This is a genomic window from Paracnuella aquatica (genome assembly GCF_003332885.2).
Classification (GTDB): Bacteria; Bacteroidota; Bacteroidia; order Chitinophagales; family Chitinophagaceae; genus Flavisolibacter; species Flavisolibacter aquaticus.
Window position 1 is genome coordinate 1,030,887 of record NZ_QOWJ01000001.1, and the last position, 19,255, is coordinate 1,050,141.

The following is a 19,255-nucleotide window of genomic DNA, read 5'->3' on the forward strand; positions in this document are numbered from 1 at the left end:
GCCAAAAATAATAAGATTACTGTTTTGCGGCCCCTTGAATTTTTCCGGTAGCTGCTCGAAACACATCTGCCGGTTGTAACGGAGTCAGGCTGCAGGCGGTTCCGGCCGTTACCAGTGCAGCTTCGCCGCGTTGCAGTTCCAGCTCCTGGCCGTTGCCGCTCAGGCGTACGGCGCCATCGGTCACCAGCACTATTTCGGCACCGGATGCGGTGAAATGGGCCGGCCCTTCCTCCAGCCGGTATTGGTACAGCGCAAACTCAGGCGCCGGCACGGTAAAACTTAACTCCTCCTGCACCTGCGCATGGGCGCCCAACACGGTGGGCACTGTTGCTTCAAACCGCACATGCTTCAGAAGTTCCGCCACATCAATATGCTTATCGGTTAGGCCGGCACGCAGCACGTTATCGGAGTTAGCCATGATCTCCACGTTCTGGCCTTCGAGGTAAGCATGTGGCATTTGCGCCGGCTGGTACACCCCTTCGCCCCTTTTCAGGTGCAGCAGGTTGAACAGGTAGATTGAAAAAATGCCGCGGTCGTACTGGCCGTTTTTGCAAAACGTATCAGCAGCACGGGCCGCCCAAAAATCTTCAGAGCTTTTTGGCAATTCGCCGTTTTGATACAACGGCAAAATGCGGTCGATGATGGGTGCCAGCAAACTGTTCACTTCGTCTTGTGGCATCGTCATCACCAGTCGATACAGGGCTTCATAACCGCCCTGTTCAAATGCCCCCATCAAAAAATCAAATTCCGGTATAGTAGCCAAACATTCCTTCAAGGCTGTCTCCGGCTTAAAGCCATGCAGCAACCAAAAATCGGAAAGCGCCACCATGAGCTCCGGCTTGTGGTTGTCATCTTTATAATTACGGTTTGGTGCATTCACGGCTATGCCTAACCGATTTTCGGCTTCAAATCCTACAGCCGCCGAGGCCTTATCGGGATGCACTTGTATGGACAGCATTTGCCGCACATCCAGCACTTTAAGCAGGTAGGGCATTTTGCCAAAATGCCCCGCCACAGCAGTTCCCAAAATCGCTTCCGGCGCAGCGGCGATGGCCTGGTGCAATGCTTGCGGACCATTGGGCAACACTACCAATGCCGGATGATTGGGGTGTGCACCCAGCCAGTACTCGGCCCAGGGCCGCCCGTCTTGCTGTTGATTTAATAATTGGGGTAAAAACTGAAACCCGCCCCATGTGTAATGTTGCACTGCGCCTTTAAGCCGGAAAATGCCTTGAACTACTGACATTCAATGTGTATTTTGGGGTTTAAAGATAGGCAATGGCGCTTCACAATCAGCTGGGTAAAGAAGGCGAACAGTTGGCGGCCAACTACCTTTTGCAACACGGTTTTGCCATCACGCACCGCAATTGGCGCCATGGACAATGGGAAATCGACATCATTGCCATGCGGCACGGCGTGTTGCATTTTGTGGAAGTAAAATATAGAACGGGCAATAAATACGGCCATCCCGAGCAAAGCGTAACCAAACAAAAATTCCGCTTTCTGCAGCGGGCCGCGGAACAATACCTGTACCTCAACCCGCAGTTTAAAAAAATCAGGTTTGATGTTTTATCCGTCACTACTGTGCCTGGTGCTGCCCCTGAATTTTTCTTTATTGAAGATGTTTACTTCTAATCGGCCGGTGCAGCAAATCCGCAGTTATTTTAAATTGGTTTAATCAAACTAGAAGGAATCGTTTACCCAAATGTGTCGTTTTTGAATTACCTCGATAAACGATCACGATACAAATACCCGCATCATCATCGCCAGCGCTCATTCCTTATCTTCGTGGCCTTAATATTTAACCATGCGCATCCTGTTTTTTTCCCTTGCCCTGGCAGCTTTTGCCGTGGGTTGCTCCAACGACGACAGTTCGGCTACAGCCACCCAAACCTTTTGCGACACCACCTGCAACACCGATACCTTCCGTTTTGAGGGGACGCATAAATTGAAACCTGTCGTAACCATTTCGCCAAAAAATTGCACCGGCGATACGCTTACTTGGACACACAATGGGCTGGAAGCAGGCCGGCAAATGCACCTGGGCACCATGCTGGAAAACCTGGTGCGCCTGAATAATTCGGCCATCGATTGCTACATTCATGAAGACAAATACGCCTGGTTGTCGTTCAACGATTGCAACACCGGCCGCGGGTATTTGATGAAGCTGCCGTTTGATAAAAAAGACGCAGTAAAAAACTTTAAAAGCGCCATCAATTCGTTTGATAAAAAATTTGTGGTGCCGCAGGACCTGCGGGCTTATGCCGACTACAGCAACATCTACGTAGTGGACATTGCAAAAGACACAACGGAGCGCATGACCTTTAAAGAAGAATACAAGATAAATTGGAACGACATTCACAGCACCATCGACTCTGTGAATATCAGCCGCAACCGCATTTTTGTACAACTCATTAAAGACGGCAAACCCGTGCAGATAGAAAAAGCAATCAGTTTGTAGTATTTAATTCGTGGTTTGTAGTTGGTGGGCGCATTATATTTTTACAAACAAGACCGACCTGCTCCAACTACAAACCACAAACTACAAACTAAAAATCTTCAGTGATGTGGGAGCCCTATAAAAACGGTTTCAAAGCATACCTGCAACTGGAGCGGTCGCTCTCCGATAACTCGGTGCAGGCATACCTTGCCGACCTGGATAAACTCACCGCTTTTTTTGTAACGCAAGGTTGGGCAAAAAGCCCTGCCGATGTTGCCCTACCCGACTTGCAGGCATTTATTAAATGGGTGGCCGAACTGGGCATGACCCAAAGCACGCAGGCCCGTATTATTTCGGGCATCCGCACATTTTACCGCTATTGTTTGCTGGAAAATATTTGCACCGCCGACCCCACTGCATTGCTTGAAGCGCCTAAGCTGCTGCGCAAACTGCCAGATGTTTTATCCTACAACGAAATCGAAAGCCTGATCAACGCCATCGACCTGAGCACACCCGAAGGTACCCGCAACAAGGCCATTTTGGAAACGCTGTACAGTTGCGGCCTGCGGGTAAGCGAAATCGTGAACCTGCGCATTTCGCAGTTGCACCTGGCCGAGGAATTTATTACTGTAATTGGTAAAGGCAACAAGGAACGGCTGGTGCCCATTGGCGACAGCGCCACCAAATACATCGGTATTTATTACAGCGAAGTACGCAAAAAAGGGCCGGTGCAAAAAGGCGAAGAAGATATCCTGTTCCTCAACCGCCGGGGCAAACGCCTGACCCGTGTGATGATATTTTTAATCATTAAAGAGCTGGCAAAAAAGGCAGGCATCGACAAAAGAATTTCTCCACACACTTTTCGTCATTCGTTTGCTACGCACCTCGTTGAAGGTGGCGCCGACCTGCGGGCCGTGCAGGAAATGCTGGGCCACGAAAGCATTACCACCACCGAAATTTATACCCACCTCGACCGCGACTTTTTACGCACCACGCTGCACCAGTTTCATCCGGCGTTCAAGTAGATGGCACTTGGTAGTTGATAGTTGGTAGACTTAATAGAAGCTAATAGAGGCTGTGTCTTTCCAGCAGTTAGTAACTGTTATTCCATTCCGGCAGCTTATCTAGTTCTACTAATCCGTTTTCCGTTTTTTGCCATGCTCTTGTTTGGGTGCCGTTGGTGATGACAATAAAAGAAACGGGCAGGACCATATTGTACCGCAGCGCCTGCTCCAATACGGCGGCACTCAGCGCCACGGACGATGCTTTACATTCTACCAGCATCCACGGCTCATGGGTATTGTTGTACACCAGCACATCGAAGCGTTTTTTCAGGCCGTTTAGTACAAGTTCCTTTTCCAATGCAATCAGGGCAGTGGGGTACTGTAGCAACTCCACCAGGTATTGCACAAAATTTTGCCGCACCCACTCCTCCGGCGTCAGTAGCAGCCAGCTCCGGCGCAGCCCATCGAAGACGTATTTTTTGGCCCCATCCTCCTTGATCCTGAAGTCCGGCGCCGGGTAATCCACCACAATCATGCACCAAAGATGCAGGCATCAGCGCAATTCTGCTAAATTCGTCCGGGATATGAAGACAAAAGAAGACATCGTACAAAACTGGTTGCCCCGGTACACCGGCCAGCAACTCGACCAATTCGGCAAATACATTTTGCTGACCAATTTTAGCAACTACGTAAAACTGTTTGCCGACTGGCACGGCGTGGAAGTGGTGGGCTGGGAAAAGCCCATGCAATGCGCCACGGCTAATGGCATCACCATCATCAACTTTGGCATGGGTAGCCCCACTGCCGCCACGGTGATGGATTTGCTCTCCGCCATTAGCCCTGAAGCGGTGCTGTTTTTAGGCAAATGCGGCGGGCTGAAAAAACGCAACAAACTGGGCGATCTTATCTTACCCATTGCGGCCATCCGCGGCGAGGGAACATCCGACGATTATTTCCCCGAAGAAATTCCGGCGCTGCCTGCATTTGCCCTGCAAAAAGCCATTTCCACCACCATTCGTGATTATGAAGTGGACTACTGGACCGGAACTGTGTACACCACCAACCGCCGCGTGTGGGAGCATGATGAAGAGTTCAAGCAATACCTGAAACGCGTCCGGGCTTATGCCATCGACATGGAAACGGCTACCATTTTTATGGTGGGTTTTGCCAATAAAATACCCACTGGTGCACTGCTACTGGTAAGCGACCAGCCGATGACACCCGAAGGGGTGAAAACGGAGGAAAGTGACCGTAAGGTTACCGAGCAATACGTTGAGCGCCATCTGCGCATCGGCATCGATTCGCTGAAGCAACTGATCAACGGCGGACTAACGGTAAGGCACCTGCGCTTTTAGTAAGTCCTTTTATTTTTTAGAAAAAGAACTTGACCGTATGATGAAGATATTCCTGGCGGCTGCTATGTTGGTTTCGGTGGCAGCCACTACAAAAACATGTGGCAAGCAAAATGCAGCCACCTGCTTTAAAGGCAGGCTGGAAGTGAAAGGCATTTGCTCAAATTATACCATTAAGGTGATGGATGCGGGTGGACTGGCCTGGACTGAAGCATCCTGGACGGACGAAACAACCGGTAAAAAATATACCGATGTTTTTAAACTGGCCAATCCCTGCCAGTTTCCCGAAAGTATCAAGGAGGGTGACGAATTTTATTTTACGCTGGATACCGGTAAATTGGAAAACTGCACCGTTTGTATGGCATTTTACCCAACGCCACAAAAGGCTGCGGCCATCAAAGTGCAGCCACAACCCTGTCCATAAAACCACTATACGAGCACATTGCTGCCGCTGCTGCACATACAAAATTTGTCCATCGCATTCCAAACAGATGCGGGCCTGCAGCCTGCCGTGCAGAATTTAAACCTGCAAGTGCAGCGCGGCGAAATTGTGGCGCTGGTGGGCGAATCGGGTTCGGGAAAATCGATATCGGCGCTGTCTATTTTGCAATTGTTGCCGGTGCCTCCGGCAAAATATACAGGTGGTCAAATACTATTTTCCGACAATGGCAACACCGCTGTTGACCTGTTGTTGGAGCCAGATATGCGGACCATTAGGGGCGCCAAAATAGGCATGGTGTTCCAGGAGCCGATGAGTGCACTGAACCCAGTGATGACTGTAGGCAAACAAGTGCGAGAAGTATTGTTGGCGCATCAGCCCATTTCGAAAAAAGCAGCGCAGAAGGAAGTATTGCAGTGGCTGCAACAGGTGCGCCTGCCCGATCCTGAAAAAACATACCACAAGTATCCACATCAATTAAGCGGCGGGCAAAAGCAACGCGTAATGATTGCGATGGCAGTGTGCTGCCGACCATCCTTGCTGATTTGCGATGAGCCCACCACAGCGCTTGACCCTACGGTGCAGCGCCATATTTTAGAACTGATACAGGAATTGCAGCAAGCACAAGGGATGTCGGTTTTATTCATCACCCACGACCTGGGTGTGGTGGCCCACCTGGCGCACCGCGTGGCCATTATGTACGGTGGCAAATTGCTGGAAGAAGGTGTAACCGCGCAAATTTTTAATTCACCAAAACATCCATACACTAGAGCCTTGCTTGCCTGCAGGCCCGCTGGGCATGTGAAAGGTGAACGACTGCCGGCGGTGGAAGAAATTTTACAACAAAAACCCACACCACCCGCAGCACCACTAAGATCGCCTTCCAGTCGGGTATTGATGCAGGCAAAGAACATACACGTTTCCTTTCCTACTGCACACAACATTTGGGGCAAGCCGACCAAAGTCTTTAATGCGGTGCAAGGCGTAAGTCTACAGGTATTTGAAGGTGAAACTTTGGGACTGGTGGGTGAATCGGGATGTGGCAAAACAACACTGGGCCGTACGCTGCTGCGGCTGATCGATCCCACGTCGGGTAAAATATTTTTTCGCGAACAGGAATTGACAAAGTTGGCCAAAGGGGCACTGCACCAGTTTCGCAAAGAAGTACAATTGGTTTTCCAAGATCCTTTTTCCGCACTCAATCCACGCCTTTCGATTGGCGATGCGCTGGAAGAGCCGCTGCTGCATTTGGAGGGGCTGAATGGGGGTAAAATGAGACGCAGCAGGGTTGCCGAATTGCTCAACCAGGTGCAACTGCCGGCCAAATTTCAAAACCGCTTCCCGCACGAATTTTCCGGTGGTCAGCGCCAGCGCATTGTGATTGCCCGTGCACTGGCCATGAACCCAAGTTTCCTTGTCTGCGACGAATCGGTTTCGGCACTGGATGTAAGCGTGCAGGCGCAAGTGCTGAATTTATTAAACGACCTGAAAGCTGAATTGGGCTTGACGCTCCTGTTTATTTCACACGACCTGGAAGTAGTGCGTTTTATGAGCGACCGCATCATGGTGATGCAGGGTGGTAAAATAGTTGAAACCGGCAGCGCAGAGCAGGTTTATCACGATCCGAAAGAAGCGTATACCAAAGAATTGTTGGCAGCAGCTAATTTTTGAGTGGAGGTTTATAAACCACGGAGACAGGGAGGACTGGGAGCAACACGGTTTTTATTTAATAAATTCAGCGATGTCATTATCTGTTACCCCGCTAAGATGTTCTACAACACTTGCAAAAAATAAAAGCCTCTAGTAATTACGGGAGGCTCTTTAGTTGCGAAGCTAGGGATCGAACCTAGGACCTTCGGGTTATGAGCCCGACGAGCTACCGCTGCTCTACTTCGCGATGCAAACATAAGACAATGCGGCTTACCGGCCAAAGATTAATGGAAAACAAATTCTAAAAAATAGTTTTATCGCACCAGCATCACGGTGCCGCGTAGCATTTTGCCACCTTTCATTTTCAACAAATAAACAAAAGCACCTGTGGGTTGGTCTTTGCCACCAACCTTCCCGTTCCAGCCGCGGGCCGCGCCTTTTGCCCGGTATACTTCCTGTCCGTACCGGTTAAACACCCGCACTTCCGCTTCCGGCATCGACTCGAGGTAAGGCACCTGCCAGGTATCATTGATGCCATCACCATTTGGTGTAAATGCATTGGGGATGTACACTTCAGGAATGGTAAAAACCTTGACATCATCAGCAGCGGCACATCCGCGGTTAGTGGTTGCCGTTAGTGTGTAAATGGTTTCGGTTTCTGGCGATGCTATTGGCTGAATAGTCGTAGCATCACTTAATCCATTTGCAGGCGACCATTGGATTCGCAAGCCTTCGCCAAGTGCAGTTGCGGCAAGTGTTACGCCGCCTCCCGCAACCACCGTTTTATCCGGCCCGGCCTGTACTTGCGGCAACGGCCAAACCTGCACTGTTTGCATAGCTGTATCCGTGCAACCGGCACCGGTGGTAAAAACGTATTGAATGGGATAATCGCCGGGTAGCGCAGGGTTAAACATTCCTTGTCCGTTCACGCCGGTACCACTATACCGCCCCTGCCCCACTGCACCGGCCACTTCCCGTGCCGATGACAAAAGAAATGCGGGTGCACCCTGGCAAAGCGCTGGCAATGCATCGAACACTACCTTTGGGCTTTGCTGTACTTCTATTTCCTGCACGGTTTGGTGCATGCAGCTTTCCCCAGAATAGGCCACCATGCTGATGGTGAATTTTTGTTGTCCGCCCGTAACAAAGGGTGTGTAATTGAACCGGTATTCTTTTCCAGCCGTGGGTTTTTCATCAATTGTTCTTGCGGCCGCATCGTTATCACCTTTCCAAAAAATTTCCAGGCGGGTAACCGATCCAAAATCAACCGAGGAGTTGTTGCGCAACACTACAGAATCGCCACTGCAACGCACTGCAACAGTATTGAGTGTAAACTGTGCATTGGGCTTTGAACCATTTACGGTAAATGTCTGCGTAGTATCTGCAGCGCAGCCGGCCGCAGATACCACGGATAACGTAACCGGGTAATTGCCCACAGCATTATAACGATATCGTGGATTTTTCTCCGTAGAACCGGCATTGGGATTGGCTGCGTCGCCAAAACGCCATTGGTAAGTAGCAGTCTCGCTCCCTTCTGTTTCCGTCAGGTTGATAAATTGGGCCGCTGCATCGGTGAGGCAAATTTCCGGTAAGGCAAAAAGCGGCGTTGGCCTTTTGTTTACCCGTACATCCGTCTTCACCGGGTCGGATGGGCAACCTTCCGCATCCACCACAACCAGTTCCACCCGGTAGTTGCCAGCCGGGCCCAGCACCGGCGCTATACGCTGCCCGCGGGCCGAATCGCTTGTACCCCATTTCCACTTAAATGCAGTAAAGCCGCTATTGGAAGACCCGCCGCCGACCAGCTGCACCGGGCTGTCTGCACAAGCCGGTCCTTGCACCGATAAATTAGCGACTGGTTTTTTAAACACATAAAAATGCACCTGCCCGGTCACTGCGCAACCCTCGCCATTGGTGACGGTAATGTTGTACCAGCCGGTGTCGGCAAATGAGGCTTCGCTTTTGCTGAGGCGGAATACGCGGCCGCTGCTTTCACCTATTTCGTACAGCGTTAAATCAGATCCCGGTGGGCCGGTCCAGGAAAGCCGCAAGCCCGCTGTATCCGCTATTTTCACCGGTATATCCAACTGCAGCAATAAACCTTCGCAAAAAGCAACGCTACCGGCCAGTGTTACTTCCGGCGCTTCCGAAATCCGGATGATGATGGGCTTGGATGCGATGCGGCACGAAACCGAATTGATGTTGCCTTCTTCTGCAACAAGAGCCCTGTAGTAGTAAGTGCCCGGCTTAGTTTCGCTCCAGGCATATTCACGGCCTTTAGCACCGGCAATATTGGTCCATGTTTGGCCCCCATTAATGCTTTGCTGCCATTGCAGCTCCGGCCGGGCATAAGAGCCGGGCACAGTGGCTACAAATTTTTGCGCAATATTGCCGGTGGCACAAATTTCCATTTGCGTTGTATTTGCGCCTTCAATTATTGCCGAAATGGTACCGCCACAGGGCCGGAATGTAATGTCATCCAAGGCAATGTCGTTGCCGCAACCACCCGGTGCATTGTTTGTTAGGCGAATGACAACCGAACTAACATTGGCAGGTGTGGTAAAAAAAGTACCGTACTGTTTCCATTGCGGACTACTGGTCAACTCAATATCGCCACTGGTGAAAGTGGCTAGGACCGTGCCGCTGGTGGTTTCAATGGTAAATGAAAGATTGGGTTTAATGGCCCTGCCATTACACGACACCGGGTGCTGCACATTGGCCACCCAGGCTGCAAATTCGTACGAAGTATTCCCGCAAAGACCGTTCACTGTTTGCACAAAAAAATCGCCGGGCGAATACGATGCATTCACCAGCATAAAATAACCGTTGGGGTCACCGGTATGATCGCTGTTGATGGTATGCCAGGTGGTTCCGTAGCAGGCAATGCTGTTGTTGCGAATGGTGTATTGCCCGTCGTTGGGACAATCAGTGGTGACGTATTGATAATTGGTGGACGATAACGGTGCACCGGGATTTTGACCGGCTCCAAAAGTAATGTTGACCACCGGATCGCCTAAGCTGCCGGTGCATAGCTGTGCCCTAAGCCCATGAAGGGAAACCCAGAAAGTGGTGAGCGTCAACAGCAGCAGCTTTAATTGCATGGCAAAAGCATTCTTCGAATTTAAGGACAACCGAAACGCCACCATTGTTTTGGCCCGCATTTCTTTTTTCTTCAATTAAAAAATTGGGGCAAACAAAAAAGGGCCCCGCGTTTGGCAGGGCTCTTTTACATATTTTCAAAACAATGTTTACAGGTCCGAATATGGCGTTGCCTGCAACAGCCAGGTATCCGATTTACTTACATTGTTCTTGTATTCGGCTTTGGCGGAAAGTTCTTTCCACTGCGCATCGGCGCCAAATGCTTTCCAATGTGCATTGCGTTCGTCCATGTTTTCAAACGAGGTCATGTACATCAGGTTGGGCATCCGGCTGCCGGCCAGCACTTCGCCGTAAAATACGGCGTTGAAACCCAGGCGGCGGAACAACCCGATTTCATCACCGCGGTTAAACATATCCACCTTGTTGGCGTACAGGCGCTCCGTTGCACCTTCGTAGCTGCGCAATTCATACACCCGCTTCGCCACTTCCGATTTCAGTGCGGGTTTTTCCGACACCGGCATGCCCGTAAATGCCTGCAGCACGATCGTTTCCATACGGCGGTAGTTGGGTGCATTGTGCGCTGCTGCATTGTAGCTTTCGCTGGCCTGCTGGTAGGCTTTGTCTTTCTGCAGTTTTTCCTGCACTTTCACCAGTTGCTCCAGGCTTTTCAGCGGCATCAAAACAAAAATGCGTTTGTTGCTGCTGGTATCGTTGCCGTGGGGTTTAAACACGCCGATCTTGCTCATGCCCATGCGGTGCAGGGCGGGCAGGTAAGCTTGTTGTAAATAATTGTCCACGCGTTGGTCCTGTGCTGCATCCTGCAGGTAATAAACCTGAATGGCGTAAAACTCACGTTTTTTCTGGGCGCTGGCAGCAAAGGCGCTGCCTAAAAAGATCAGGCAAATTATGGGTGCAATCAACTTTTTCATAGGTGGAAATTAAGCAAGGAATCAAACATGCAAACACTTAATTTCACAGATACCCACCGCGCAAAAATTGGATGCATGATACCGCAACTTCGCCAGCAATACAACGAGGCATTTACCGAGGAAAAATACAAGGCGTACATCGAAGCTTTGGATGCGCCGTTTAGCGGTGCGCTGGATTTTAGGGTGGCGGAAACGCCTGTTTTTGTGCCTCATGTATTTTTACAACAAATGCTGGATGCCTGCGACAGTATTCTGGAAGTGATCACTTCACCGCAGTATTTGCAACAAAGCGAACGGGCTATTCCGCCCAACCTGAAGGTACCCGGGCCGGAAGGCGATCCGCAATTTATTTGTTTTGATTTTGGTATTTGCGAGGCACCTGGTGGCGGCGTTGAACCGCAATTGGTGGAGTTGCAGGCCTTCCCCACCATTTTTGCCTGGCACCTGCACAAGCCGCAGGTTTGGAGTGCGCATTTTGGCACGCCAAAACATCTTGCTCCATTTGTGCCACCGTTTAATGCGGACAGCTACATTGAGTTGTTGCGGCGCATTATTGTGGGCGATGACCCACCTGAAGAAACCGTTTTACTGGAGATCTTCCCGCATCAACAAAAAACAAGGATTGACTTTTATGCCACGCAACAGTTACTGGGCATCCCGATTGTTTGTGTAACCGAAGTGGAGCAAATAGGCAATCATCTTTTCTATAAAAAAAAGGATGGCACGCTGCAGCAAATAAAGCGCATATACAACCGCGTTATATTCGACGAGCTGCTGCAACAATCGGCCGAGGTACAACAAAAGGCTGCATTTTTCCAGAGCGAACTGGATGTAACCTGGGTGCCGCACCCCAATTGGTTTTATCGCATTTCAAAATTTGCACTGCCGTTTGTGCAACACCCATTGGTGCCGGAAACAAAATTTTTAAGCGACCTGCAATCGGTTCCCGATGACTTGAAAAACTACGTCATCAAACCGCTTTTTTCGTTTGCCGGACAAGGCGTGATCATCGATGTAACGCCGGAGCATATTGCGCAAATTGGTGATCCGCACAATTGGATCATCCAACGAAAAGTAAAGTATGCTTCGGCCATCGCTACGCCCAGTGAACCTGCAAAAGCGGAAATACGCCTGTTTTATTTTTGGGAACCCGGCGCACCGAAACCCGTGCCTGTAAACAACCTGGCCCGATTGAGCAAAGGCAAAATGGTGGGCACCCGCTACAATAAAGACAAGGACTGGGTGGGCGGAACGTTTTGCCTCTTTGAAACCGGAACCGGTGATTTGTATGATGAGAAAGGATTTGTAAGAATGCATTTTTAAGTGCTCTCTCTTTTTTAATGAGAACATTTAATAGCTTGAATAAAAGAGTGCAAGAACCAAAAGTACTTCGTGCACTAATCATTAAAATCCTTTCTCATCATACAAATCACTGGTTATCAGTTACTGGTATTGTATGTACACGGGCTTGGGCACCAACTTCAGCACATCTGCTGGTTGCATTTCTTTAGCCATCCCCGATTTCTGCGTATCGTTTTTATAAAAAATCTTGAAGCCTGTAAACTGCACGGGCTCGCGGTAAATAAACTGTTTGTACGTGTTCACTTTTTTTGCCGGTATGCCCCAACCGTCCATGTCCATTACAATCTGCACTTCGGGCCGCAGCTTGATGGATTTGTAATTGGTAACCATGCCTTGAGTGAAGCGGTGAATGATCAGGATCTTTGGTGGCAGGTTGTGCTTTTTTACCAGACTGGCCAGGTAATCGGTGGTGTAGTTGATATCGGCAGCATCAAACGTGCCAATGGCAGTGCCGGGCCGTTGTCCGCCTTTCATCGAAAATTCGGGGTCGATACCAAAATGCACATTGGGCATCGATAGGTATTTTTCAAACTCCGGCACTTCTTTTTGCAGCGTGCTCAGCCCCACCTGTATATCGATGAACACCAATGCATCAATTTCTTTTGCCCATGCCACAACCGTATCGATTTGGCTGTGCGGCATGCGGAGCCGGTAAGTGCCGCCTTTACCTGGCGCCACCTGCGCGGTAACGGCAATATAATGCAATGCGGGAATGGCGGGCAGCAGGCTGTCGGCCGCGGTCCAGCGTTTTACTTCCGCTTGTAATTTTTGCAGCATTTGTGCTTTGGGAAATTCGCCCAGGGCGCCCATTTGTTTCGAGTATAAATTCCCATAGTAACTGACGATCCTGTTGAACGGCAACACCGCTCCGGGCAGCGGAAAATCGTGCGGCACCGGCCACCTGCCGGTAGTGTCGCCGGCGTGCACATGCGCTATTTTTTGGTTGTATAATGCTGTATCGAGTTTCGGTGCGGGTGGCTCCGGTTTTGTTTCGGGCAAAGTTGTATCGCCATTGCTGGCCAGCACAACAGCCGACTGGGCTTTCGATTCTTCTTTGCAGGAAACTGCAGCACTCAACAAGGTACAGGCCGCAGCGATCAGGGGTATGTTTTTCATAAATGTGGCTGATTGAACATAGGGTACAAAGAGCAGGCCAGCAGCGGCCCGGCCACTGCAAGATAGCGAACCACGGTGATGGCTGTTGCACAAAAGACCGGCGAGCATTTTTCGGCAAAAAAATGGGCAACCACTTGCCTGTGGTTGCCCATTAATAAAAAAAGAAATCAAGCTTATTTCGTGCCCAGCTTCACCGACCGCACTGCCGCCTGGTTAGCCTCTTTGGCATCGCGAGGACGGCTCACAATGTACACATGGTGGAGCTTGCCATCGGTAACCGGCGTCAGCGTTGACCGGATAGAAGTGCCGGGTATGCCCCCTCCGCCACTGCCCGAGGCTCCGCCGTTGAGCACTGCTTCGCCCAGCTTTTGCCCATCGGGCTTATCCAGCCGGAACTCAAACACGTATCCAAAGTCCGGTGCTTTTTGCCACCCAATTGCCAGTTCTACCGATGCAATGCCGCTCAGATCAATGCTATCTATGCGGAACCAGCCTTCGGATTTGGGTGTCACCAGCAACGTGTTGCCGCCCATGCGGAACGCAGAGTAACCCTGCATTTCCTGTACAGCACCCAGTTGTAACTGGCTGCTGCGCAGTGCAATTGATTTGGATGCCGTAAGTGGCCGCACTCCGTTCGCACCTTTATCGGTGTACGAAGCAGTAAGCAGCAGCACGCCATTGTCTTTGGCAGGCTTGCCCAGCGTGGGTTGCACGGTGCCCTGTGCAGGCAACGATGCAGCTGCATTTGCATCGGTTAATGAAAGGATATAAGCTACCATCTGGCGGGCATCGGCCGGGTCAAGGGTTGGATGCGCAGGCATGGCCTGTTCGCCCCAAACACCAGCACCGCCTTTGATGATCTTGTTCACTAAATGGTTGGTAGCGCCTGCATCTTTCTGGTATTTCTGCGCTACCGCCGTATAAGCAGGCCCGATCGATTTTTCGGAAACCTTGTGGCAAGCTTTACAGTCCTGTGCTTGCACCAGCGTTTTGCCCATCATGGCCTCGGTCATAACTTGGTGGCCCATGTTGGCGCCGGCTTTGTCGAGGCCTTCAATATAATCAGCCGAAACAATCAACCCTTCGGCGTTTGGTCCGCCGGCCGCATCGTCGCGGTCGTTGAACTGAACGTTATACGCGACCGGCTTGCCGGGGAAATAGAACGTTTGGTTGCCCTGCACCCTAATGTCCACCACAGGGGCTTCGTTACCGGCATACACAGTTACCGCAGCGCTTTCTGTTTTGGAACCTTCCTTATCGGTAACCACCACCGAAATGGGGTATTCGCCGGCCTTGTCAAACTGGTGCTCCAGGCGGGGTTCGGTTGTTTCTTTGGTTACGCCGCCGCCCAGTTTCCAGGTGTATTTCAGCGCACCTTTCTCCGGGTCTTTTGCCGAAACGGTTGCTACTACTTTCAGGGGCAGTCCGCCGGATGTTTTGTCTACATCCATGCTGGCAATTTTCGGAGCCAGGTTGCCACCGTTGTAATCGATCCGCGACAGTGCCGCATCGGCATTTTTGGTAAACCAGCCCGTTCCGTACTCCAGCAGGTACAGCTTGCCATCGGGACCCACTTCCATATCAATCAGGGCGTTCAGCTTGGTGCTGGCCATGAACGGTTCCATTTTATCAAAATCGCCGTTGTCCCGCATCGTCACGGCTTTGATCCAGCCGCGTACCCAATCGTAAATAAACAATTTGCCGTTGTAGTAATCGGGCAGCCGCGTTTCTTTCGGGAACATGTCGGTGTAATATACCGGACCCGCCATGGCGTTGCGGCCACCGGTTCTTACCTGCGGAAACTCGGCCGACGCATCATAAGGATACCAAATAAACGGCGGTGCTACCGGCGGCAGCTCTTTAATGCCGGTATTGTTGCGCGAATTATTGATAGGCCGTTTGGGGTCAAACGCATTGCCACTTTTGCCGGTGGTATAATCGTATTCGCGGTAAGCGTAGTTGTTACCAACAAACATTGGCCAGCCAAAGAACCCTGCTTTGCGGGCCTGGTTTACTTCATCGTATCCACGCGGACCGCGGGTAGCAAAGCTGTCGGCAGCGGCATCGGGGCCAATTTCACCCCAATACAAAAAGCCGGTTTTCTGATCCACCGAAATGCGGTAAGGGTTGCGGTTGCCCTGCACATAAATTTCTGGACGGGTGCCTTGCGTACCTTTTGGATACAGGTTGCCTTCCGGGATATCGTACGAGCCATCATCATTTACGCGGATGCGCAAAATTTTACCGCGCAGGTCGGCAGCATTACCCGACGAACGCATGGCATCGTACTGCTCTTTGCCGGGTGCATCGTTGATGGGTGCAAAACCTGAGTTTACATATGCTGCACCACGGTCGTTGAACGGCGTGGAGTTATCGCCAGTAGAAACATACAGCAAGCCGTCTTTGTCAAACGCAATGGACCCGCCGGTGTGGCAGCAGATTTCCCGCTGCGAGCCTACTTCGAGGATCACATGCTCCGACTGCATGTCGATCTTGTCGGCCACAAATTTGAAACGCGACAAACGGTTCACCGATGAATCGGCGGGGCTGTAATAAATAAATACAAAATTGTTTTTGGCAAAATTGGGATGCACCTGGATGCCCAGTACGCCTTCTTCCGCATTGACACCCGGCGTGTTGGTTTTAAAATACACGTTTAAAAAACCAGCCTGCTTCATCACCGAATCGCCGTTTTTATACAACAGGATCTCGCCGCGGCGCTGTGCCACCAGGATATCGAGGTTGGGCAAAATGGCCATTTCAGTTGGCTCGTAAAACTGACCTGCAGCGAGGCTCGTTTTTGTAAACCGATCTTCAACCGGTACCTGTGCTGTGCGGGCTTTACCGTAATCCAGTTCGTTGTTGTCGCCAATGGCATATTGAATGCCACCCAACAGGTGTTTGAGATATGGCGCTTCGCTAAATGTTTCGTTGGTATGCCCCAGGTTGGTGTACCATGCACGGCCGCCATCATAATCGTGATACCAAGCCATTGGATGGTCGCCTTCCATGTAGCTGCCTTTAAAGCTGTTTTTATCAATTTTCAGCAGCACATTTACGGAGCTGTCCATTTTTTTAAACGAATAAAATTCGTCGGTCTTGTTCCAGGGCTCTGCCAAACCTTTGGTGCTGATGTGGTCTTTGTTCACCACGTTGATCACACCGGGTTGCACGTTGGGAAAGGAATCCCGGATGCCGGGATGGGTTAAAAAATAACCACCCACCATGCGGCCATACCAGCCCCAGTCGTACTCGGTATCGGCAGCGGCATGAATGCCCACAAAGCCGCCACCCGACTGGATATAACGTTCAAACTCGGCTTCCTGGTAGTTATTAAGCACATCGCCGGTGGTGCTTAAAAAAATCACCGCTGAATATTTTTTCAGCGAGTCTTCGGTAAACCACTCCGCATTGGTAGTGGTATCAACATCAAAGTCGTTTTCTGACCCCAGCTTTTGGATGGCGGCAATACCGCTCGGGATCGATTCATGATAAAATCCTGCAGTTTTACTGAACACCAGCACACGTGCCTTACCGGAGCGTTTGTTACACGAGGCAAACAACAACAGCAAGCAACACACTAGCATTCCTTTGCATACATAAAGGAAGTAACGGTTCATTGGAGGAGTAGTGTAATTTTTAAAGTGTTGAATTTACAGTTTATGAGCACATCACCGAGACTAAATTTTGAAAGCAAGCCCACAAAACCCACACGTGTTGATGTTTTTTAATACATGTCGCAGCTTTGTTAAACAGAAGAAACGAGTACACTATGTGGTTGCAACAGCCGGTTGTTTGCCAACAAAAACCTGCAACAACAATCCTAAGAGCACCACGCCAATGGCACCGATCATATTCAGCCACAAAAAGCTTACATCGGGCAGAAAACTGAACGGCGCAATTTGCTCATTAAAAAACAAAATGACGATGAATATTTCCACCACCACTGCCGACCAAAATGCAGCCGTTGCTTTTACTTTTTTTACATAAAACGCCAGGAGAAAAATGCCGAGAATAACACCATAAAACAAGGATCCCAAAACATTCACGGCTTCAATCAGGCTTTGCCCCAATTGGTTGGCAAACTCCGCTACAAGCACACAAAAAACGCCCCAGCCCAGCGTGTACCACTGCGATACGCGGTACTCGCTTTCATCTTGTTTTTTATTGGCAAAACGTTGGTGAAAATCCACCATGGTGGCAGCCGCCAGTGAGTTTAATGCAGCTGCAATAGAACCCCATGCCGCAAGGAAAATAATGGCAATGAGCAAACCACGCAAGCCTGCAGGCAGGTGTTCTTTTACAAATGATAGAAATACATAATTGGTATCATTGGTATCGCGGCTGCTTACCGTTTTACCAATATCTTTAAATTGCTGGCGGTAGCCGGAGGCAGTTGCATTGATCGCTTCCAACTGGCCGGTGTAATGCACAATGGAATCGTTGTTACCCGCTTTTACTGCATTGGCAAATTGCAACGCCATAGCCTTCCTTTGTTCTGCAAGCGCATTGTAATCCTGCTCCAGTTTTTGCGCCTGCGCTGCACTATTGGAAGAACGAACATCGGACAACAAACCGCTGTTAAATGTAATGGGCCCGCTGTTGAATTGGTAAAATGCAAAGATCAACACACCGATGAGCAAAATAAAAAACTGCATGGGCACTTTTACAATGCCATTGAGCAATAATCCCAGTCTACTTTCGGTGTTGTTTTGCGCGGTAAGGTAGCGCCCCACCTGGCTTTGGTCGGTACCGAAATAAGACAGCGCCAGGAAGAAACCACCAATCACGCCACTCCACATATTGTACCGGTCGTTCCAATTGAACTTGCCCCCTTCTACCCCGCTCGTGATCACATTCATTTTTCCAAGCTTGCCGCCAATGTGCAGTGCATCGGTAAAACCAATGCCTTCAGGCAGCAATTGCACCACCATATAACCCGCTAAAAACATTGCGGCGAAAATGATTATAAACTGAACCTGCTGTGTGTAAGCAACCGCTTTCGCGCCGCCGCTAACAGTATATATTATGAGCAATCCACCCATGACGATATTGGTCCAAAAAATATCCCAGCCAAACAAGGACGACAAGATAATGCTAGGTGCATAAATGGATATGCCGGTGGAAAGTCCGCGTTGCAGCAGAAAGAGGAATGAAGTGAGCAGCCTGGTTTTGCTGTCGAATCTTTTTTCTAAAAACTCGTATGCGGTAAAAACTTTTAGCCGGTTGAACAGGGGTACAAATGTGATGCAAATGACGACCATTGCCAGTGGCAGGCCGAAGTAATACTGAACAAAACGCATCCCATCGGCAAAGGCCTGGCCCGGCGCCGATAGAAATGTTACGGCCGATGCCTGCGTGCCCATGATGGACAACAGCACGATCCACCAGGGCATGCTACGGTTGGATAAAAAATAACCTTCGAGGTTACGGGTAGTGCGGCTCCGGTACAGGCCGTACAAAATGATGCCCAGCAGGGTTAGGGTAAGGACCAGCCAATCGGTACCGTTCATGCAAAATAATTTGTGAGCCAGTAAAAAAATAGGATCATGAGGACCAGCAACACAATGACGAACAGGTACCAGGCAAGCCAGGAGCGGAACAGAGGAATACGGTCATTTTGTTGGTCTGGCATGAAGCAATGTTTAAAACGCAAGCAACAGCTGATGGCTTTATGCCATCTTGTATCATTGCAATGAAGTATAAAACGAAAGCTAAGATTTTCTACGTCGCCACAAACCCGCCGCCAGCAAACCCAATACAAGCCCCAACACCAATCCCAACTGCACCCTTTTGATCGCAAAACCAATCAGGTAACCCAGTATGATCACGAATATAAAAGCAATATTCCCCCGCCTGTTGTC

General features: G+C 50.1%; 14 protein-coding genes and 1 tRNA gene. 7 read left to right on the forward strand and 8 right to left on the reverse strand.

Features of this window, described 5'->3' with window-relative positions; all coding sequences use genetic code 11:
* Positions 1 to 16 precede the first annotated feature (16 nt).
* The gene (gene manA, locus DRJ53_RS04385; protein WP_114234318.1) at positions 17 to 1,246 is read right to left on the reverse strand and encodes a mannose-6-phosphate isomerase, class I; all 1,230 of its coding nucleotides are present in this window, start codon (positions 1,244 to 1,246) and stop codon (positions 17 to 19) included.
* A 32-nt stretch (positions 1,247 to 1,278) separates the two neighbouring features.
* On the opposite strand from manA, the gene DRJ53_RS04390 reads away from it, so the two are divergent.
* From DRJ53_RS04390 to xerD, 3 genes are all read left to right on the forward strand, one after another.
* Positions 1,279 to 1,635 (forward strand): YraN family protein, encoded by a 357-nt coding sequence (locus tag DRJ53_RS04390; protein WP_114234319.1) that lies wholly within the window; start codon positions 1,279 to 1,281, stop codon positions 1,633 to 1,635.
* A gap of 172 nt (positions 1,636 to 1,807) precedes the next feature.
* Positions 1,808 to 2,461 carry a hypothetical protein gene (locus tag DRJ53_RS04395; protein ID WP_114234320.1) on the forward strand — a complete coding sequence of 218 codons (654 nt, stop codon included), beginning with the start codon at positions 1,808 to 1,810 and terminating at the stop codon, positions 2,459 to 2,461.
* Between the two features lie 104 nt (positions 2,462 to 2,565).
* The gene (gene xerD / locus DRJ53_RS04400) at positions 2,566 to 3,465 is read left to right on the forward strand and encodes a site-specific tyrosine recombinase XerD (protein WP_114234321.1); all 900 of its coding nucleotides are present in this window, start codon (positions 2,566 to 2,568) and stop codon (positions 3,463 to 3,465) included.
* 67 nt (positions 3,466 to 3,532) lie between these two features.
* On the opposite strand, the gene DRJ53_RS04405 is transcribed toward xerD, so the two are convergent.
* A complete protein-coding gene (locus DRJ53_RS04405) occupies positions 3,533 to 3,979 on the reverse strand; it encodes a type I restriction enzyme HsdR N-terminal domain-containing protein (protein WP_114234322.1) in 447 nt (148 codons plus the stop codon).
* Between the two features lie 49 nt (positions 3,980 to 4,028).
* Here DRJ53_RS04405 and DRJ53_RS04410 point away from each other — a divergent pair, with 49 nt between their 5' ends.
* From DRJ53_RS04410 to DRJ53_RS04420, 3 genes are read left to right on the forward strand one after another with little or no spacing between them, the layout of a single operon-like run.
* On the forward strand, positions 4,029 to 4,799 hold the full coding sequence (locus DRJ53_RS04410) for an AMP nucleosidase (RefSeq protein ID WP_114234323.1): 771 nt from the start codon (positions 4,029 to 4,031) through the stop codon (positions 4,797 to 4,799).
* A gap of 37 nt (positions 4,800 to 4,836) precedes the next feature.
* Positions 4,837 to 5,220, forward strand: a complete 384-nt coding sequence (locus DRJ53_RS04415; RefSeq protein WP_123893355.1) for a hypothetical protein — start codon at positions 4,837 to 4,839, stop codon at positions 5,218 to 5,220.
* Between the two features lie 45 nt (positions 5,221 to 5,265).
* Complete coding sequence (locus DRJ53_RS04420) at positions 5,266 to 6,906, forward strand: ABC transporter ATP-binding protein (protein ID WP_241558452.1); 1,641 nt, start codon at positions 5,266 to 5,268, stop codon at positions 6,904 to 6,906.
* A 154-nt stretch (positions 6,907 to 7,060) separates the two neighbouring features.
* Here the strand turns inward: DRJ53_RS04420 and DRJ53_RS04425 are convergent.
* The 3 genes from DRJ53_RS04425 to DRJ53_RS04435 form a co-directional block, all read right to left on the reverse strand.
* Positions 7,061 to 7,132, reverse strand: a tRNA-Met gene (locus tag DRJ53_RS04425).
* Between the two features lie 67 nt (positions 7,133 to 7,199).
* Positions 7,200 to 10,061, reverse strand: a complete 2,862-nt coding sequence (locus tag DRJ53_RS04430; RefSeq protein ID WP_114234326.1) for a T9SS type B sorting domain-containing protein — start codon at positions 10,059 to 10,061, stop codon at positions 7,200 to 7,202.
* 72 nt (positions 10,062 to 10,133) lie between these two features.
* Complete coding sequence (locus DRJ53_RS04435; RefSeq protein WP_114234327.1) at positions 10,134 to 10,913, reverse strand: NIPSNAP family protein; 780 nt, start codon at positions 10,911 to 10,913, stop codon at positions 10,134 to 10,136.
* Between the two features lie 75 nt (positions 10,914 to 10,988).
* On the opposite strand from DRJ53_RS04435, the gene DRJ53_RS04440 reads away from it, so the two are divergent.
* On the forward strand, positions 10,989 to 12,236 hold the full coding sequence (locus DRJ53_RS04440; protein ID WP_114234460.1) for a hypothetical protein: 1,248 nt from the start codon (positions 10,989 to 10,991) through the stop codon (positions 12,234 to 12,236).
* A gap of 120 nt (positions 12,237 to 12,356) precedes the next feature.
* Here the strand turns inward: DRJ53_RS04440 and DRJ53_RS04445 are convergent, their stop codons facing one another.
* The 3 genes from DRJ53_RS04445 to DRJ53_RS04455 all read right to left on the reverse strand — a co-directional run bounded on the left by DRJ53_RS04445 (position 12,357) and on the right by DRJ53_RS04455 (position 18,904).
* Entirely contained in the window at positions 12,357 to 13,391 is a 1,035-nt protein-coding gene (locus tag DRJ53_RS04445) for a hypothetical protein (protein ID WP_114234328.1), read from the reverse strand.
* A gap of 173 nt (positions 13,392 to 13,564) precedes the next feature.
* On the reverse strand, positions 13,565 to 17,011 hold the full coding sequence (locus DRJ53_RS04450) for a ThuA domain-containing protein (protein WP_114234329.1): 3,447 nt from the start codon (positions 17,009 to 17,011) through the stop codon (positions 13,565 to 13,567).
* Positions 17,012 to 17,161: 150 nt separating this feature from the next.
* Positions 17,162 to 18,904: a sodium:solute symporter family protein gene (locus tag DRJ53_RS04455; RefSeq protein ID WP_114234330.1), complete on the reverse strand. Its 1,743-nt coding sequence runs from the start codon at positions 18,902 to 18,904 to the stop codon at positions 17,162 to 17,164.
* Between the last annotated feature and the right edge of the window lie 351 nt (positions 18,905 to 19,255).

Coding starts and splice junctions, on each gene's coding strand:
- manA (WP_114234318.1), bottom strand. CDS start 1,246: ATGTCAGTAGTTCAAGGCATTTTCCGGCTTAAAGGCGCAGTGCAACAT.
- DRJ53_RS04390 (WP_114234319.1), top strand. CDS start 1,279: ATGGCGCTTCACAATCAGCTGGGTAAAGAAGGCGAACAGTTGGCGGCC.
- DRJ53_RS04395 (WP_114234320.1), top strand. CDS start 1,808: ATGCGCATCCTGTTTTTTTCCCTTGCCCTGGCAGCTTTTGCCGTGGGT.
- xerD (WP_114234321.1), top strand. CDS start 2,566: ATGTGGGAGCCCTATAAAAACGGTTTCAAAGCATACCTGCAACTGGAG.
- DRJ53_RS04405 (WP_114234322.1), bottom strand. CDS start 3,979: ATGATTGTGGTGGATTACCCGGCGCCGGACTTCAGGATCAAGGAGGAT.
- DRJ53_RS04410 (WP_114234323.1), top strand. CDS start 4,029: ATGAAGACAAAAGAAGACATCGTACAAAACTGGTTGCCCCGGTACACC.
- DRJ53_RS04415 (WP_123893355.1), top strand. CDS start 4,837: ATGATGAAGATATTCCTGGCGGCTGCTATGTTGGTTTCGGTGGCAGCC.
- DRJ53_RS04435 (WP_114234327.1), bottom strand. CDS start 10,913: ATGAAAAAGTTGATTGCACCCATAATTTGCCTGATCTTTTTAGGCAGC.
- DRJ53_RS04440 (WP_114234460.1), top strand. CDS start 10,989: ATGATACCGCAACTTCGCCAGCAATACAACGAGGCATTTACCGAGGAA.
- DRJ53_RS04445 (WP_114234328.1), bottom strand. CDS start 13,391: ATGAAAAACATACCCCTGATCGCTGCGGCCTGTACCTTGTTGAGTGCT.
- DRJ53_RS04450 (WP_114234329.1), bottom strand. CDS start 17,011: ATGAACCGTTACTTCCTTTATGTATGCAAAGGAATGCTAGTGTGTTGC.
- DRJ53_RS04455 (WP_114234330.1), bottom strand. CDS start 18,904: ATGAACGGTACCGATTGGCTGGTCCTTACCCTAACCCTGCTGGGCATC.